General features: G+C 71.0%; 15 protein-coding genes. 9 read left to right on the top strand and 6 right to left on the bottom strand.

The genetic code is table 11. The annotated features are described in order from the left end of the window. Nucleotide 1: 1 nt before the first annotated feature. The 3 genes from ACWGSM_RS11030 to ACWGSM_RS11020 form a co-directional block, all read right to left on the bottom strand. Complete coding sequence (locus ACWGSM_RS11030) at nt 2-1771, bottom strand: thioredoxin domain-containing protein (RefSeq protein ID WP_452322963.1); 1770 nt, start codon at nt 1769-1771, stop codon at nt 2-4. A 70-nt stretch (nt 1772-1841) separates the two neighbouring features. After that, nucleotides 1842-2678: an aldo/keto reductase gene (locus tag ACWGSM_RS11025; RefSeq protein ID WP_452322962.1), complete on the bottom strand. Its 837-nt coding sequence runs from the start codon at nt 2676-2678 to the stop codon at nt 1842-1844. A 19-nt stretch (nt 2679-2697) separates the two neighbouring features. Then, the gene (locus tag ACWGSM_RS11020; protein ID WP_452322961.1) at nt 2698-4062 is read right to left on the bottom strand and encodes a heparan-alpha-glucosaminide N-acetyltransferase domain-containing protein; all 1365 of its coding nucleotides are present in this window, start codon (nt 4060-4062) and stop codon (nt 2698-2700) included. Between the two features lie 60 nt (nt 4063-4122). On the opposite strand from ACWGSM_RS11020, the gene hrpA reads away from it, so the two are divergent. The 7 genes from hrpA (at nt 4123) to ACWGSM_RS10985 (ending at nt 14154) form a co-directional block, all read left to right on the top strand. Next, nucleotides 4123-8151, top strand: coding sequence for an ATP-dependent RNA helicase HrpA (hrpA, locus tag ACWGSM_RS11015; protein ID WP_452322960.1), 4029 nt, complete (start codon nt 4123-4125; stop codon nt 8149-8151). Nucleotides 8152-8217: 66 nt separating this feature from the next. Beyond that, on the top strand, nt 8218-9162 hold the full coding sequence (locus ACWGSM_RS11010; protein ID WP_452322959.1) for a quinone oxidoreductase family protein: 945 nt from the start codon (nt 8218-8220) through the stop codon (nt 9160-9162). 94 nt (nt 9163-9256) lie between these two features. Then, on the top strand, nt 9257-10597 hold the full coding sequence (locus tag ACWGSM_RS11005; protein WP_452322958.1) for an O-acetylhomoserine aminocarboxypropyltransferase/cysteine synthase family protein: 1341 nt from the start codon (nt 9257-9259) through the stop codon (nt 10595-10597). A gap of 50 nt (nt 10598-10647) precedes the next feature. Continuing rightward, complete coding sequence (locus ACWGSM_RS11000; RefSeq protein ID WP_452322957.1) at nt 10648-11637, top strand: Gfo/Idh/MocA family protein; 990 nt, start codon at nt 10648-10650, stop codon at nt 11635-11637. Between the two features lies 1 nt (nt 11638). Beyond that, nucleotides 11639-12544 (top strand): NYN domain-containing protein, encoded by a 906-nt coding sequence (locus ACWGSM_RS10995; protein WP_452322956.1) that lies wholly within the window; start codon nt 11639-11641, stop codon nt 12542-12544. 42 nt (nt 12545-12586) lie between these two features. After that, on the top strand, nt 12587-13207 hold the full coding sequence (locus ACWGSM_RS10990) for a DUF4166 domain-containing protein (RefSeq protein WP_452322955.1): 621 nt from the start codon (nt 12587-12589) through the stop codon (nt 13205-13207). Further along, a complete protein-coding gene (locus ACWGSM_RS10985; RefSeq protein ID WP_452322954.1) occupies nt 13204-14154 on the top strand; it encodes an epimerase in 951 nt (316 codons plus the stop codon). Before ACWGSM_RS10990 ends, ACWGSM_RS10985 begins: the two co-directional genes overlap by 4 nt. A gap of 11 nt (nt 14155-14165) precedes the next feature. On the opposite strand, the gene ACWGSM_RS10980 is transcribed toward ACWGSM_RS10985, so the two are convergent. The 3 genes from ACWGSM_RS10980 to ACWGSM_RS10970 all read right to left on the bottom strand — a co-directional run bounded on the left by ACWGSM_RS10980 (nt 14166) and on the right by ACWGSM_RS10970 (nt 16336). Next, the gene (locus tag ACWGSM_RS10980; RefSeq protein ID WP_452322953.1) at nt 14166-15404 is read right to left on the bottom strand and encodes an MFS transporter; all 1239 of its coding nucleotides are present in this window, start codon (nt 15402-15404) and stop codon (nt 14166-14168) included. Continuing rightward, nucleotides 15401-16006, bottom strand: coding sequence for a helix-turn-helix domain-containing protein (locus tag ACWGSM_RS10975; RefSeq protein ID WP_452322952.1), 606 nt, complete (start codon nt 16004-16006; stop codon nt 15401-15403). Before ACWGSM_RS10975 ends, ACWGSM_RS10980 begins: the two co-directional genes overlap by 4 nt. A gap of 108 nt (nt 16007-16114) precedes the next feature. Beyond that, nucleotides 16115-16336 (bottom strand): hypothetical protein, encoded by a 222-nt coding sequence (locus ACWGSM_RS10970; protein WP_452322951.1) that lies wholly within the window; start codon nt 16334-16336, stop codon nt 16115-16117. Here ACWGSM_RS10970 and ACWGSM_RS10965 point away from each other — a divergent pair. Beyond that, nucleotides 16331-16732, top strand: a complete 402-nt coding sequence (locus ACWGSM_RS10965; RefSeq protein WP_452322950.1) for a DUF6328 family protein — start codon at nt 16331-16333, stop codon at nt 16730-16732. The genes ACWGSM_RS10970 and ACWGSM_RS10965 overlap by 6 nt on opposite strands. Before the next feature lie 144 nt (nt 16733-16876). Beyond that, nucleotides 16877-17167 (top strand): Fe-S cluster assembly protein HesB, encoded by a 291-nt coding sequence (locus ACWGSM_RS10960; protein WP_452322949.1) that lies wholly within the window; start codon nt 16877-16879, stop codon nt 17165-17167. The last annotated feature ends 38 nt before the right edge of the window (nt 17168-17205 follow it).

Here is a 17205-nt window from a genome sequence, read left to right as displayed (position 1 = left end):
ATCATACGGACAGCGCGGACGGGTCCGTCGTCGGCAGCCGGCACACGAATTCGCGGCAGTCGTAGGCGACGCCCTCGGCTGCGTCCTTGCCCTCGAACAGCGAGAAGCCGGCATCCGCGAACGCGCGGGCCTGCGCCGGTGTCACCACGGCGATCACGTCGGCGGCGGCCGCGCGGGCGGCATCCGCGAGAGCCCCGTCACGGGCCGAGACCGCGACGACCTGTCGCGGTGGCCCGGCGAGCACGGCGGCGAGGCGCAGCACGGCGCCGTACGCGAGCGGATGCTGCAGCGCGCGCTCGACGAGCGGGGCGCACAGCGCCACCGCCTGCTCGCGGTGCTCCTCCCCCGCGCCCAGCAGCCAGGCGCCGAGATGGGCGGATGCCCGCGCAGCCGGCCCCGAGGGAAGATCGCCGTCGCTGTCGTCGCCGACCGCGGTGAGACCGCGCGCCGCCATCACCGGATCCTCGGTCAGCGGCTGTGCGAGCACGGCGAGCGCCCGCACCGCCCACTCCGCGTCACCGGTGGCGAGCGCCAGAGCCAGCAGTCCGTCGGCGAGCAGCCCGAGGTCGGCGGCGGTGGCGACGGCGGTCGCGGGGGCGCCGTCGAGAGACGACCGCACCAGCTCACCCGCATCACCGCGGTTGACGCGCAGCACGTGTTCGGCCGCGGCGGCCGCCGCATCCACCCACTCCTGCTCTGCCAGGCGTGCACCGGCCCGTGCGAGTGCGCCGATCGCGAGGCCGTTCCAGCCGGTGAGCACTTTGCCGTCGACCGCGGGAGGCTCGAGGGATGCCCGCGCCGCGGCGTCGGCGCGGTAGTAGCCACCCTCGCTGCGCCGACCGTCGATCCACGACTCGGAGTCCTGCGCCGCGCCGAACGCACCGCCCTCGCGGCGCAGCACGCCAAGCAGGAACCCCGCGATGCCACGCACGACGTCGTGCCGCCCTGCGGTGAGCGCGACATCCATCAGCTGCGCGTTGTCGATCAGCATCCGCTCGTAGTGCGGCACCGTCCAGTCGCCCTGGGTCGCATAGCGGAAGAAGCCGCCGTCGACGTGGTCGCGCAGCTGAGACGCCGCCATCGCGTCGAGTGCGCGACGTGCGGCATCCGCCCCGCCTGAGAGCGGATGCTGCAGGAACCTCAGCGTCGTCGCCATCGGGAACTTCGGCGCTCCGCCGAAGCCGCCGTGCCGGTGATCCTCGCGCTGCAGGATCACGGCCGACGCCGCGGCGATCGCGTCGGCAGCGGGCATCCCACCGGCTCCCGCCGTCGCCGCCTCACGCAGCGCGTCGGCGACGGCGTCCGCCGACTGGATGACCTCAGTTCTGCGGTCGGTCCACGCCTCGCGCACCGCGGTGAGCACGTCGCGGAACGACGGCATGCCCCCGCGTGCCTCGGGCGGAAAGTACGTGCCCGCGTAGAAGGTGCGCCCCGTGGGCGTGGCGAACACGGTCAGCGGCCAGCCCAGGCTGCGGGTGAACGCCGAGGCTGCGGCCATGAAGGCGGCGTCGACCTCAGGATGCTCTTCGCGGTCGATCTTGACCGGCACGAAGTGCGCGTTGATCTGCGCCGCGGTCGCCTCGTCGGCGAATGACTCCCGCGCCATGACGTGGCACCAGTGGCAGGTCGAGTAGCCGATCGAGATCAGCAGCGGCACGTCGCGGCGCTGCGCCTCGGCGAACGCCTCTTCGCCCCACGGGTGCCAGTCGACGGGGTTGTCGGCGTGGGCCCGCAGGTAGGGGCTGAGTGTGTCGGCGAGCCGGTTGGTCATGCCCCCACGGTACGCCGAGACCCCCTGCCGCGGGCCGGTGCGCGGGGCGGCAGAGGGTCTCGACGGTGCGTCAGTTCAGGTCGTTCGGGTGGGTGCCGACGCGGCCCGAGCCGTCGAGCGGGTCGAGCCCGTCGACTGCGGCCATCTGCGCGTCGTCGAGCTCGAAGCCGAACACGTCGAGGTTCTCGCGCATGCGCTCGGGACGCACCGACTTCGGGAACACGATGAAGCCCTTCTGCAGGTGCCAGCGCAGCACGACCTGAGCAGGGGTGCGGCCGGTCGCCGACGCGGCGTCGGCGATGGCGGGTGTGCCGAACAGGTCGTACTTGCCCTGGCCCAGCGGTCCCCACGACTCGATGCGCACGCCGTGCGCGGCGGCCCAGTCGGTGATCTCGCGCTGCTGGTAGGCCGGGTGCAGCTCGATCTGGTTGACCGCAGGCGTCACGCCCGTCTCGGCGACGAGGCGCTCGAGGTGCGGCACGAGGTGGTTCGAGACGCCGATCGAGCGGGCGAGGCCGCGCTCGCGGATGCCGATCATCTTCTCCCACGCGTGCACGTAGTTGTCGTTCGCGGGCGTGGGCCAGTGCACCAGGTACAGGTCGACGGCGTCGAGGCCGAGCTTCTCGAGGCTCTCGTCGATGGCCCGGTCGGGCTCGTCGCCGTCGTGCCGGTCGTTCCACAGCTTCGTCGTGATGAAGAGCTCGTCACGCGGTACGCCGCTTTTGGCGATGGCCGCGCCGACCCCCTCTTCGTTCTTGTAGATCGCCGCCGTGTCGATGTGCCGGTATCCGGCCTCGAGTGCCTCGGTGACCGCGCGCTCCGCGTCGTCCGCGGGCACGAGGAAGACGCCGTAGCCGAGCTGGGGAATCGTGTTTCCGTCGTTCAGTTCGAGAGTGGGGATCGTCATCCCTCCAGCGTAGGGGCGCTCAGCGCGACGAGGGCGGGACCGATGTGCCCGAGGCGGCCGCCGAGAGCCGCGACAGCAGCGCTTCCAGGGGTCCGCGCCCGCGCAGGATCGACCAGAGGGTCGACGCGACGAGCAGCACCACCGCCGACCACAGCCACACGTCGAACGAGTCGAGGAAGACGCCGGGTCCGGCGATCAGCGCGTACGAGAGCACGTGCGCGCTGTACGCCGAGAGCGGCATCGATCCGAGTGCGGCGACCGGCAGCAGCACCCATCGCAGCGGCGTGCTGGCCAGAAGGCACAGCGCGATCACCGCGACGGCGAACCCTCCGGATCCGACGATCTCGGCGGTGCCTCCGGAGTGCGGTTCGACGGCGATCAGCGCGAACAGTGCACTGCCCAGCGGATCCTGACCCGCGAGCTCGGTGAAGAACGATTCCCACCCGGAGGCGTCGGCTCCGGCGTCGGGCCTCGCGCTCTGCACATCGGCATCGATCGGATAGCAGCTGATGTAGGCGTCACCGTAGTCGTCGCACACGGTGCCCGAGAAGTCGATCTCGTCGGGGTCGGCGCCCAGGAGCTGCTCGGAGCCGGTGGCGCTCGTGTCGACCGACAGCGAATCGTCGCTCAACGACGACGCCGAATCCTGGTATCGCGATTCGCCGAGCGTGCCGGCGGCCAGAACCCCGACGCCGTAGCCCACGGCCGCGAGCACCACCCCGATCCCGAGCAGCCGCACGCGAACACGGGTGCGGTCTAGTCGCATCCGGCCGATCGCCATCCCGCCGAGCAGCAGAGCGAGCCACACCGTCAGCGGGTAGGTGCCGAACAGCACGAGCGTCGCGCCGGGCCCGTTGGAGTGGAAGGTCAGGGCCTTCAGCAGGGCGAGAAGGGGGGGACCTGCGACCGAAAGCACGACCGCCGCGGCGAGCAGGTGCGACACGCGCCACCGCACGAACGCCGCCGCGATGACGTAGAGCGCCCCGTAGAACGTGAGGATGACGGCGATCGGCGTGCCGAGCAGCTCGAGCACGAGCCCGATGACGAAGATGACCGCGCCGCGGACGACGAGGCCGAGCCTGATCGCGGGCAGCTCGGAGACGTCGGGCAGGCGGGTGCGCCCGGTCATCAGCGCGACCGAGATGCCCGCCAGCACGGCGAAGAGGATCGCCGGCCGTCCGTGCACGAGGGCGCCCCACGTCGACGGGTCCAGCAGCGACAGCTCGGGGGTGGTGAGCAGATGAGCCGCCATCATGCCCAGCACGGCGAGCGCACGGGCGACGTCGAGCCCCATCAGACGCGGCGGCCGCCCGAAGCCGGTGAGCCAGGCTCGCAGCGTTGAGACCGGTCGCGGCGGGGCGATGTCGCCCTGGATCGTCGTCACCCGCTGAGTCTATGCACGCACGCGCGACGAGCGTGTGCAGGCGCAATACGATGAGGGGCTATGTCTTCGCCCGTCATCACCTACCCGCCGGAGCTGCCGGTCAGCGCCGCGCGCGACGAGATCGCCGCGGCGATCCGCGACAACCAGGTCGTCATCGTCGCCGGCGCCACCGGGTCGGGCAAGACCACGCAGCTGCCCAAGATCTGCCTCGAGCTCGGACGCGAGCGCATCGCGCACACGCAGCCGCGCCGGCTCGCGGCACGCACCATCGCCGAGCGCGTCGCCGAAGAGCTGCACGTCGAGCTCGGCGACCTGGTGGGCTACAAGGTGCGCTTCACCGATCAGGTGTCGGATGCCACGCGCATCGCGCTGATGACCGACGGCATCCTGCTGAACGAGATCCACCGTGATCGATTGCTGCGCCGCTACGACACGATCATCATCGACGAGGCGCACGAGCGCTCGCTCAACGTCGACTTCCTGCTCGGCTACCTGCGGCGGATCCTTCCCGAGCGCCCCGACCTGAAGGTCATCATCACGTCGGCGACCATCGACCCCGAGAGCTTCGCCGCGCACTTCGCGTCTCCCGCTGATGATCCGGATGCCGAGGGCGACCCGGCACCCATCGTCGAGGTCTCCGGACGCACCTATCCCGTCGAGATCCGCTACCGGCCGCTCGTCGACGAGAGCACGACTCCGGAGGAATCGAGCGCCGAACGGCCCGAGCGCGGCGGTTCGCCGAAGAACGCCCGCCGATCCGACCGCGCAGGCACGGAGCCCGACGACGAGGTGACCGCGATCGTCGCCGCCCTGCGCGAGCTCGAACGCGAGGCGCCGGGAGATGTGCTCGTGTTCCTTCCCGGCGAAGCCGAGATCCGCGACGCGGCGGATGCCGTGCGGGGCGCGTACCGCTCGACGACGGCTCCGGTCGAGGTGCTGCCGCTGTACGGCCGACTGTCGGCCGCCGAGCAGCACCGTGTCTTCGAACCGTCGAAGGTCGCCGGCGTGCGCCGACGGGTGGTGCTCGCCACGAACGTCGCCGAGACGAGCCTCACCGTCCCGGGCATCAAGTACGTCATCGACACCGGCACCGCACGCATCTCGCGCTACAGCGCCCGCTCGAAGGTGCAGCGCCTGCCCATCGAGGCCGTGTCGCAGGCATCCGCCAACCAGCGCTCCGGACGCGCCGGCCGCACCAGCGACGGCATCGCGATCCGCCTCTACAGCGAGGAAGACTTCGACCGGCGCCCCGAGTTCACCGAACCCGAGATCCTGCGCACCTCGCTCGCGTCGGTGGTGCTGCAGATGCTGTCGCTGGGCTTCGGCGACATCACCGAGTTCCCGTTCCTGACTCCGCCGGATTCCCGCGGAGTGAAGGCCGCCCTCGACCTGCTCGCCGAGATCGGTGCTGTGGACGTCGTCCGGGGCGAGCAGCCGCGTCTGACGAGGATCGGACGGGAGATCTCGCGGATGCCGATGGATCCGCGGTTCGCGCGGATGCTGGTCGCGACGGCGTCCGGCACAGCGGGCGTGCTGGCGGATGTCATGGCGATCGTCGCCGGCCTGTCGATCCAGGATGTGCGCGAGCGGCCCAGCGCCGACGCGCCGCAGTCGGTGCGCGACGAGGCCGACCGGATGCATGCGCGCTTCGTCGACCCGACCAGCGACTTCCTCACCCTGCTGAACCTGTGGAACCACCTGCGCGAGCAGCAGAAGGAGCTCGGCTCCAGCGCCTTCCGGCGGATGTGCCGCAGCGAGCACCTCAACTATGTGCGCGTGCGGGAGTGGTTCGACGTGCACCGGCAGCTGCGCACCCTCGTGAAGACGGCGAAGGGCGCGGGCGGTGGCGCCTCGGACCCGGATGCCGTGCACCAGGCGATCCTGTCCGGCCTGCTCTCGCAGATCGGGATTCTCGACGAGCGCACCACCGGCGGCAGCGCGAACAAGGCCAAGGGCGAGAAGGGCCGCCGCATCGCGGAGTATCGCGGCGCCCGCGGCATCCGGTTCTCGATCTTCCCGGGATCGGGTCTGCGCAAGAAGTCGCCGCAGGCGGTGATGGCCGCCGAGATCGTCGAGACCTCGCGCACCTTCGCCCGCACGGTCGCCGCGATCGACCCGGCGTGGGCCGAGGCGCTCGCCGGCGACCTCGCCAAGCGACAGGTCACCGAGCCGCACTGGTCGAAGGATGCCGGCGCGGCCGTCGCCTACGAGAAGGTGACCCTGTTCGGCGTCGAGATCATCCCGAAACGACGCGTGCAGTTCGCGCGCATCGACCGCGCCGGCGCACGCGAGCTCTTCCTGCGGCACGCGCTGGTCGAGGGCGAGTGGGACCCGTCCCGCATCGACAAGCGGGTCAGCGCGTTCTGGCGCGCCAACGCCGAGATGCGCCGCCGGATCGAGAAGCTCGAAGAGCGCGAGCGCCGCCGCGACATCCTCGCCGGCGACGAGTCCGTGTTCGCGTTCTACGACGAGCGCGTTCCGCGCGAGGTGTTCGACGTGCGCTCGTTCGAGAAGTGGTGGCGCGACGCGCTGCAGACCACGCCCAAGCTGCTCGTGATGCGCGAGAGCGACCTGATCGACGACGACGATGGGTCCCTGAGCCTGTCGAAGGGCGGGCAGAGCGAGTTCCCGACCCGCTGGCATCAGGACGATCAGGTGCTCGAACTCGCGTACCGCTTCGAACCCGGCGCCGACGACGACGGCGTGAGCGTCGTCGTGCCTCTCGCGCTGCTGCAGCAGATCCGTGACACGGGTTTCGACTGGCAGGTGCCGGGGCTGCGTGCCGAGCTGATCACCGCGCTGCTGCGCGCCCTGCCGAAGGCGATCCGGCGGCACGTCGTGCCCGCAGCCGACTGGGCGGAGAAGTTCGGCGAGCAGCTGACCGCAGACGGCCCCGAGCACCACGCGGGCGTGCCGGCCCGCTCACTCAAGGGGACACTGGCGACGCTCATCCAGCCGCTCGCCAATCAGCCGGTCTCCGCCGCCGACTTCGACGATGCCCGCGTGCCCGGGCATCTGCTGATGAACTTCAGGGCCGTCGATGAGAGAGGGCGCGTCGTCGGATCCGACCGCGACCTCACCATGCTGCAGCAGCGGCTGTCCGACCGGTCGCGGCAGAGCGTGACCCGCTCGCTCAACCGGCCCGAGCAGCCCCGCCCGACCCGCCGGAGCACGGAGCGCGTGGCCGAGGCATCCGCTCGCGGCCCGATCGAACGCGACGACCTCGTCGACTGGACTTTCGGCGACCTGCCCGTCCTGCTCGACACGAAGGTCGCGGGCGGCACGGTGCGCGGCTACCCGGCCATCCTCGACCGCGGCAAGTCGGTCTCGGTGCGGGTCGAGGCGACGGCGGATGCCGCGGCTGCGGCCACCCGCGACGGCGTGCTGCGTCTCGTGCTGCTGAACGTCCCCTCCCCCGCGTCGTACGTGCAGAATCACCTGACCGCGCCCGAGAAGCTCGCGCTTGCGGCGTCGCCGTACCCGAACGTCGCGAACCTCATCGAAGACGCCCGCACGGCGGTCGTGCGCGCCCTCATCGACGAGCGCATCCCGGACGGGGTGATCCGCAGCGAGGCGGACTTCCGGCGCGTGCGCGACGAGGTCAACGCAGAACTGGTCGACCGCCTCTTCGCGTGCATATCACTCGTCGCGAAGATCCTCGCCAGGAGCCGCGATGTCGAGCGCGGCATCAAGTCGCAGAACTCGCTCGCCCTGCTCGGGCCGCTGAACGACATCCGCTCGCAGCTGAGCGGTCTGATCCGCCCCGGGTTCATCTCGGCGACCGGCATCGCGCGGCTCGCGCATCTGCCGCGGTACCTCGACGGGATGCTCGAGCGGCTGAAGACCCTCGCGAACGAGCCCGGCAGGGACCGCGCGCGGATGACCGAGTACGAGCGGGTCGCGCAGGCGTTCGATGACGCCGGCGGCAGCATCCCGCTCCCCCTGGATGCGCCGGCACACCTCGTCGAAGTGCGCTGGCTGCTCGAGGAGTACCGGATCAGCGTGTTCGCCCAGCGCCTCGGCACCGCGCAGCCGGTCTCTCCGCAGCGCATCCTGAAGGCGCTGAGCAGGGCATCCGTAGAGCGCTGAGCAAGGCATCGGAAGGCGCCGAGCGGCTCGCGCGTTCCCCGGTCCGATCCGGGTACGGTGGGGCGCATGGCTCACGCAATCGTGTACACCGAGATCGGCACCCCTGACGTCCTGCGGCTGACCGAGATCCCGGATCCGGTCGCCGGGCCCGGCGAGGTCGTGGTGCGCATCGAGGCGGTCGGGGTGAACCCGCTGGATGCCAAGCTGCGCCGCGGCGCGCGCCCCTCTGCGCCGATCACCGAGCCGCGCCGCCTGGGCTTCGACGGCGCGGGCGTCGTGGCGAGCCTCGGTGAGGGCGTCACCGGTTTCGAGACCGGCGACCGCGTCGTCATCGTCAACGTGCTCGGCACTTATGCGAGCGCTCTCGCCGTGCCCGTGTCGAAGCTGTTCCGCCTCTCCGACGGCGTGACGACGGCCGAGGGCGCGAGCCTCGGGATCCCGGTCGGCACCGCGTACCAGTGCCTGCGCTCGCTCGGGGTCGAGAAGGGCGACACGCTGCTCGTGCACGCGGGATCGGGCGCGGTCGGCCAGGCCGCCGTGCAGTTCGGCGTGCTCTGGGGTGCGCGGGTCATCGCGACGGGCAGCCCCGAGCGCTTCGAGCAGCTGCGCTCGCTCGGCGCCGAGCCGGTCGCGTACGGCGACGGGCTGACCGAGCGCGTGCGCGCACTCGCCCCGGAAGGGGTGACGGTCGCGCTCGACTGTGCGGGCACCGACGAGGCGATCCGCACCTCGCTCGCACTGGTCGACGACCGCGAGCGCATCGCGACGATCGTCCGCGGTCCCGACGCCGCCGATTTCGGCATCCGTGCGTTCTCCGGCGGCAGTCCCGTCCCGCTCACCGACGAGGAGCAGGCGTGGCGGCGGGAGGCCATCCCGCTGACCATCAACCTCATCGAGGCGGGCGATTTCCAGATCGAGCTGGGCCCCGAGCTTCCCCTCGCCGACGCGGCGAGCGCGCACGAGCTGATCGAGCGGCACGCCGCGAACGGCAAGATCATCCTCGTTCCCTGACCGGATTCACCGCCGCGAGACGCGTGCGGACGCGTGCCGCAACAGTTCGACACACGAGGGGCGTCGGCGCCGTGCATCAGAGCATCATGAGCACATGACTTCCCCGTGTAGCGCGACGCCCCCGGGTTTCGCGACCGCCCAGGTGCAGGCCGGCTACCGGCCCACCGGTGTGATCAGCGCCGTGCCGCCGATCCACCAGACCGCGGCGTACGAGTTCGCGTCGCTCGCCGAGGCGGCCGACCTGTTCGCGCTGCGGCGCCCCGGCATCATCTACGGGCGCAACGCCAACCCCACCCAGCAGATCCTCGAAGAGCGCGTCGCGCTGCTCGAGGGCGGGGTGAGCGCGGTGGCCGTCGCCTCGGGGCAGGCCGCCGTCGCGGTCACGATCCTCGCGCTCGTGCATCGGGACGGTCACGTCGTCGCCGCCGACCAGCTCTACGGCGGCACCATCGATCTGCTGCAGGAGACGCTCGACGACTTCGGCATCTCGGTCACCTTCGTCGATCAGGACGACCTCGATGCCTGGCGGGATGCCGTCACCCCGCGCACGCGGCTGCTGTTCGCCGAGTCGGTGGCGAACCCGATCGCGCAGGTGCTCGACATCCGCGCGGTCGCCGACGTCGCCCACGCCGCAGGCGTGCCGCTCGTCATCGACAACACCGTCGGCACCCCGCGCCTCGTGCGCCCGGGCGAGCACGGCGCGGACTTCGTCGTGCACTCGGCCACGAAGTTCCTCTCCGGTCACGGCAGCTCGCTGGGCGGTGTGGTCGTCGATCAGGGCAGCTTCGATTTCGGTGCCGAGCCCGCACGGTGGCCGCAGTTCACCGCGCCGTACACGCGCTTCGGCGATCTCGTGCTGTGGGAGCGGTTCGACGCGGGCCATGCCTTCGCCGCGCTCGTCAAGTCCAAGTACGTGCACGACCTCGGCCCATCCCTGTCGCCGTTCAACGCGTGGCAGATCCTGCAGGGCATCGAGACGCTCGACCTGCGGGTCTCGCGCCAGTCGGCGACGGCACGTCTGATCGCCGAGCATCTCGCCGGGCATCCGGCCGTCGCCCGCGTGCACCACCCGTCGCTCGACGACAACCCGTGGCGCGGCGCCGCAGCACGCTACCTGCCGAACGGCGCCCCCTCGGTGTTCTCGTTCGACATCGTCGGAGCAGAGGACGACGGGGCGTTCGACCGGGTCGCCTCCGTCATCGACGAGCTGCGGGTGCTCCGCCTCGTCGCCAACATCGGTGACGCCCGCAGCATGGTCGCGCATCCGGCGTCGATGACGCACTCGCACCTGACCGCCGAGCAGCGCGCCGCAGCCGGGATCTCGCTGAACACCGTGCGGGTCTCCGCGGGGCTCGAAGACCCGGCCGATCTCATCGCCGACCTCGACCGAGCGCTCGCGCCGCTGCTCGAGGATGCCCTGGTCGGCACTCGCTGAGCTGAGAGTCCCCGGGTGGTCGATGTCGGTCGCCCCGATACGCTGATGCCATGACCGGACTTCGATGGGGCATCCTCGCCACCGGTGGCATCGCGACCGCCTTCGCATCCGACCTGCGCACCGCAGGGCTCGACCTCGCCGCGGTGGGTTCGCGCTCGCAGGAGTCCGCCGACGAGTTCGCTGCGCGCTTCGACATCCCGCGCGCGCACGGGTCGTACATCGACCTCGCCGAAGATCCCGAGGTCGACATCATCTACGTCGCGACCCCGCATCCGATGCACCACGAAGACGCGCGCCTCGCGCTGCAGAACGGCAAGCACGTGCTCGTCGAGAAGGCGTTCACGGTCAACCGCGCCGAGGCGGACGACCTGCGATCGCTCGCCGCTGAGAAGGGCCTGCTCGCCATGGAGGCGATGTGGACCAGGTATCTGCCGCACATGGTCCGGCTGCGCGAGATCATCGCCGAGGGCACCCTCGGCGAGATCCGCTCGGTGTCGGCCGATCACACCCAGAGCCTGTCGACCGACGCCGAGCATCGCATCAACGCCCTCTCGCTCGGCGGCGGTGCGCTGCTCGATCTCGGGATCTACCCGATCTCGTTCATCTGGGACGTGCTGGGCGCTCCCGACAAGATCTCGGCGACCGCCCGTCTGATCGACACGGGCGCGGATGCCGAGGTCGCCACCATCATGACTCACGCGGGCGGTGCGATCTCGACCGCGTTCTCCTCCTCGCGCACGGTGGGGCCGAACACAGCCGTCGTGCTCGGCACCGACGCGCGGATCGAGATCGACCGCGTCTGGTACACCCCGACGTCCTTCCGCGTGATCGCCGCCGACGGAACCGTGCTCGAGGAGTACGATTCGCAGGTCGAGGGCCGTGGCATGCAGTACCAGGCGTTCGCCGCGGAAGGAGCGGTCGCCGCAGGTGACATCTCCGGCGCGCTGCTTCCCCTGCCGATCGCCCAGTCGGTCGAGATCATGGGCACCCTGGATGAGATCCGACGCCAGATCGGCGTCGTCTACCCGAGCGAGAGCTGACATGGCAGAGACAACGGGCCGCGTGGCCGTCTACCTCGACTTCGACAACATCGTCATCTCCTGGTACGACCGGGTGCATGGCCGCAACGCGTACGGCAAGGATCGCCAGCGGATCACCGACGACCCGAACGACGCCGAGGTCGCCGAGCGGCTCAAGCAGGCGACGATCGAGGTGGGTGCGATCATCGACTACGCCTCGTCGTTCGGCACGCTCGTGCTCACCCGCGCGTACGCCGACTGGTCGTCTCCGGTGAACGCGGAGTACCGCTCGCAGCTCGTCGCCAGGGCGGTCGACCTCGTGCAGCTGTTCCCCGCGGCGGCGTACGCGAAGAACGGTGCCGACATCCGTCTCGCCGTCGATGCCGTCGAAGACATGTTCCGGCTGCCCGACCTCACTCACGTCGTCATCGTGGCGGGCGACAGCGACTATGTGCCTCTCGCGCAGCGCTGCAAGCGGCTGGGCCGGTACGTGATCGGGGTGGGAGTCGCCGGGTCCACGGCGAAGTCGCTCGCCGCGGCGTGCGACGAGTTCGAGTCGTACGATTCGCTGCCCGGTGTGGTCCGCCCCACGGTGGACACCCCGGCCGTCTCGTCCGCGAAGGACAAACCCGAGCCGAAGAGCACCACGAGAAGCCGCCGCGCGCGGACCTCCGCCCCCAAGCAGGACGACCAGTCCGAGGCGACCGCCCTGCTCGTCCGCGCCCTGCGGCTCGGGCACGACAAGGCCGACGCCGACGAGTGGCTGCACGCGTCTGCGGTGAAGACGCAGATGCGCAGAATGGATCCCTCGTTCAGCGAGAAGGCGCTCGGATACCGGTCGTTCAACGACTTCCTGCGCTCGCGAGACGACGTCGCCGCGCTCGAGGAGAGCGGCCATGAGCGTCTGGTGCGCCTGCAGGAGGGCTGACCGGCGCGGGATGCGCATGCGCCCACCGGCTACGCTCGAAGCATGGATCACGTCCCCCAGTCGCCCTATCTCCGGGCCCTGGGCGAGCAGCGACCGGGACTCCACCCGGCACTGAAGGCGTACTTCTCTGCAGTGCCGCGCGGCAGCGTCGGCATCGGAGAGGGCGTGTTCGAGCGTGTCGGCACTCCCCGGCGCTGGCTGTGGCCGATTCTGCGGAGGTTCCAGGCCAGCGGCGCGGTGCTGCCGGGGTGGCACGAAGACGTTCCGTTCACCATCCGCAACCGCACGATCGCCTCTCGCGCGGTCAGTGTGCGCACCCTGCACCTTCGCGACGGCGACTGGGTCATGAAGGACGCCGTGTCCGCGCGCTCCGGGGGCCGGGTGGTCGACCAGATCGGCGAGCCGACGGCCCTCGCCGTGGCCTTCGACGTCGGAGTCGACGACCACGCCCTCACGCTGCGCAGCACGGCGATCGGCGTGCGTCTCGCGGGATTCCGGGTGCGCATCCCACGGATCATCGCGCCGGTGGTGCGTCTGCGCGAGAGCGCCGAGAAGCACGCGGGCGTGCAGCGCATCGAGCTCACCGTCGACGCGCCCCTGATCGGGCGGCTCTACGAATACGCCGGCACGTTCACCTTCCGCGTGGAAGAGGAGCAGGCATGACACGGGTCGTCATCGGCGGCTCGACGGGATTCATCGGGCGACACCTGCAGCGCAGGTACCGGGCCGAGGGCCGTGAGGTCGTCACGATCTCCCGATCGGGCGCGGATCTGAGCTGGGGCGACCAGTCGGGCATCGACACCGCGGTCGACGGTGCCGCGCTCGTCGTGGGGCTGGCCGGCAAGAGTGTGAGCTGCCGGTACACCCCCGCCAACCGAGCCGAGATCGTCCGCTCGCGGCTCGAGACCACGGCGGCGCTGAGCACGGCTATCAACAGAGCGAGCGCACCGCCGGCGCTGTGGGTGAACTCGTCGACCGCGACGATCTACCGGCACGCCGAGGATCGTGCGATGACCGAGTCGACCGGCGAGCTCGGCACCGGCTTCTCGGTCGAGGTCGCAAGGGCGTGGGAGCAAGCGCTGATGGCGGATGCCCTGCCCGCCACGCGCCGCGTGGCGCTGCGCACCGCCATCGTGTTCGGCGACGGCGGGGTGCTCGGCCCGCTGCAGACGCTGGCGCGTATCGGGCTCGGTGGCACGCAGCTCGACGGGTGGTGGCCGGTGAGCGCCTCGCGCCGGGCCGCGGGCACCGCGCACCTGCCGGGAGCACGCGGCGGCAGGCAGCGGTTCAGCTGGATCCACGTCGACGACGTGCTCGGGATCGTCGACTTCCTCGAGGGGCATCCGGAACTCGACGGAGCGGTCAACGCCTGCACTCCGAATCCGGTCGACAACCGCACGTTCATGACCGCGGTGCGTCGGGCCGTCGGTGCGCGCGTCGGTCCGCCGATGCCGCGATGGATGCTCGAGCTGGGCGCCCTGGGCATCCGGACCGAGACCGAGCTGATCCTGAAGAGCCGGTGGGTGCTGCCCGCGAAGCTGGTCGCCGCGGGGTACCGGTTCCGGCATCCCGACCTCGACGAGGCCCTGCGCGCATCGCTCGCCGCCTGACCGCCGCGGGCTCAGCCGGCGGCGCGGCGCTGCTGCCGCAGCGCGGGCAGGTAGCCGAGCGCGCCGAGCATGCTGAACGCGCCCGCGGCGACGACGGCGACGAGCGTGCTCGTCGCCTGGGCGAGCGGCATGAGCACGAGCAGGCCCAGGCTGTACGCTCCTCCGGCGAGCATCGAGTTGATGGAGAGCACCATCGCGCGCGTGTCGGCCCCGCTCTGCCTGTGCAGCAGGGCGTTGTGCAGCGGTCCCGCCGCACCGTGCGTGAGGTAGGCGAACCCGTAGCCGATGAGCAGGCCGACGGGTCCCGCGGCGATGCCCATCAGCACCACGACAGCGCCGTTGAGCATGCGCATCACCATGGCTGCCCCCGCCGGTCCCAGCCGGCGGCGCACGACCACGACCGTTGACGAGCCGATCGCGAACAGGCCCCAGGCGACCGCCGACGCCGGCCCGAAGACCGCAGCGGCCGCGCTCTCGGAGCCCAGCTGCTCGGTCAGCCGCACGGGCGCCAGCGACTCGAACCCGATCATCGCCATGCTCCAGAACACCTCGACGAGCACGAGACCGCGCAGCACACCCGAGCGGCGCAGCAGCCGCAGCCCGCCGCGCATGGCCAGCGGTGTCTCGCGCAGCGCGAACGCGAGCGACGCCCGCTCGCGGTGCGGTTCGCGCACGAGAACCGCGACGAGCACGCCGAAGAGCACGTAGACGACCGTCGAGACGATGTACGGCAGCACGAGCGCCGACTGCCCCGGCACCGGATGCCAGGCGACGAGCGCGCCGCCGAGGGCCGCGCCCACGGCGATGGTCGTACCCAGCGTCGCCGCCGCGCGGCCGAGCGGCGCGTCGAGTTCGGCCTGCGGATCGTCGGCGAGCGCCGCGTCGACGAACCACGCCTCGAGCGGACCGGAGTCCAGCGCGCGGAAGACGCCCTGCAGCACGAGTGCGACGGCGAAGACCGCGAACGACTCGGCCAGCAGGAACACCCACGTCGACGAGACCGCGAGCGTCGCACCGGCGAGCAGCAGCGGGCGCCGCCCGATGGCGTCGGCGAGGCCGCCGGTGGGCAGCTCGAGACCGAGCACGACGAAGCCCTGCAACGACATCAGCACGCCGATCTCGGCGAGGCTGAGCCCTCTCTCGAGTGGCAGCAGCACGGTCATCCCGAAGGTGATGCCCACGGGCAGCCAGCGCAGAGCGGTGAGCAGCACGAATCGCCGCTCGGCCTGCCGGCGCGTCAGGCCGCTCACCCCGGCCTCCGCTGCTCACCCGGGTCTCGGGATGCCGAGAGGGCGAGGGGAGCTGCGTGGATGGTGACGTGCAGGCGGGCGGCGTCGTGATCACCGGCTCCGGCGGCGCGATACCGCTCGAACACCTCGGTCAGTTCGGTGTGCATCGTGCTCGCCTGCTGAGGAGTGACCTCGACGACCGTGTCGCTGAGCCCGAGGCGGTCGCGCCATTGCGGCGACCAGGCCGACGCGGCATCCTCCCACCGCTCGGCGCGCTCGACGAAGTCGCGCAGGTACGCCCGCTGCAGCCAGTCCGCGGCCGTTGCGGCATCCGGTCGGTCATCGAAGTCGGACGGAGCCCACGAGTGGAAGTCGCTCGTCGCGCGCCACTCGCGACGGCGACCGGCTCCCTCCCCCGTGTCGGTCACGAGTCCGACGGCGGCCAGCTGTCGCAGGTGATAACTGGTCGCCCCGGAGTTCGTGTCGAGCAGCCGGGCGAGGTCGGTCGCCGTCGCCGGGCCGTGCATGCGCAGCAGACCCGGGATGCGTGCTCGCAGCGGATGTGCCAGCACGCGGATCTGCCGCTCGTCGAGGCGGACACTGCGCACGTCGTCGTCGCTCATGCGCTCAGACTGGCACCGAACGCGTCCATGCACAAGTTCTTTGCATACTTGCTTTGCATAGTCGCCGAGGTGAAGCGGACGGCATCCGGATCGCAGGAAGCGGCGTGCTCAGTCCTCGCTGACGCTGTCGCCGCGGTCCTTCTTGCGCTTCTCGATCTCCTGCCGCAGCCGCCACTCCTCGATCTCGCGCTCGAGGTCGGCGATCTGCTGCTCGGTGGAGCGCGTGTCGGGCGGCGGCGCGGTCGCGACGCGCAGGCCGATGCCCAGCACGACGGGCGCGACGAGACCGCCGCTGAGCGTGCCGACCGCAACTGGGAGGAACTCATGCAAGAGCTGCGCGTCATGCAGACCGGCACGCAGATCCTCACCGGTTTCCTTCTCGCCGTCGCATTCCAGCCGCTGTTCCGAGAGCTCACCGACCAGCAGCGCATCCTCTACATCGTGCTCGTGCTGCTGGCGGCGACCGCGAGCATTCTCTCGCTCGCGCCCGTCGGGATGCACCGGGTGCTGTTCGCCAAGGGCCGCAAGCCCGAGCTCGTGCGCATGGCGCATCGGCTGGTCAAGGCGAACATCTTCGTCGGCGGCGTGCTGACGGTCGGTGTGACCGTGCTGATCATCGACTTCACCTTCGACCACGTGCTGGCGCTGATCGCCGGCGGAATCGGACTGCTCGCGATCCTGCTGCTGTGGATCGGGCTGCCCCTGGTACTGCATCGCCGACGGTGACAGCGCGTGTGCTGAGCGCGCACAGGCGTCAGGTGTGAAACCCCTCAGAGTCCCGCGCTGAGCTTGAACCGGGCGTGCAGGTGCGGAATCGTGGCACGCACATCGCGCCGTACGGTGCGGTGTCCGCAACCGGAAGGAGAGCCGATGCTCACCCTGACCGAGAACGCAAACACGATCGCGGCGACCATCGTCGCCCAGCAGAGCACGACGCCGGATGCCGGACTCCGCATCCACTCGTCGGGCACTGAGGCCGAACCCCGCTTCGCGGTGACGGTCGCCCCCACGCCCGAGCCGGGCGACTCCATCATCGGCGACGAGGACATCCACGTGTTCCTCGAGAAGGCCGCCGCCGACGCCCTCGACGACAAGGTGCTCGACGCCTCGGTCGACGAGCAGGGCGCTGTGTCGTTCAGCCTGCTGTCGCAGCCGGCCTGAGCGCCGCCCACAGCGAGGGCCGTCACCCGAATCGGGTG

It is taken from the genome of Microbacterium sp. NPDC055521 (assembly GCF_053619695.1).
Note: the sequence above shows the minus strand (reverse complement) of the source record. Positions and strands in the feature narration are given on the sequence as shown.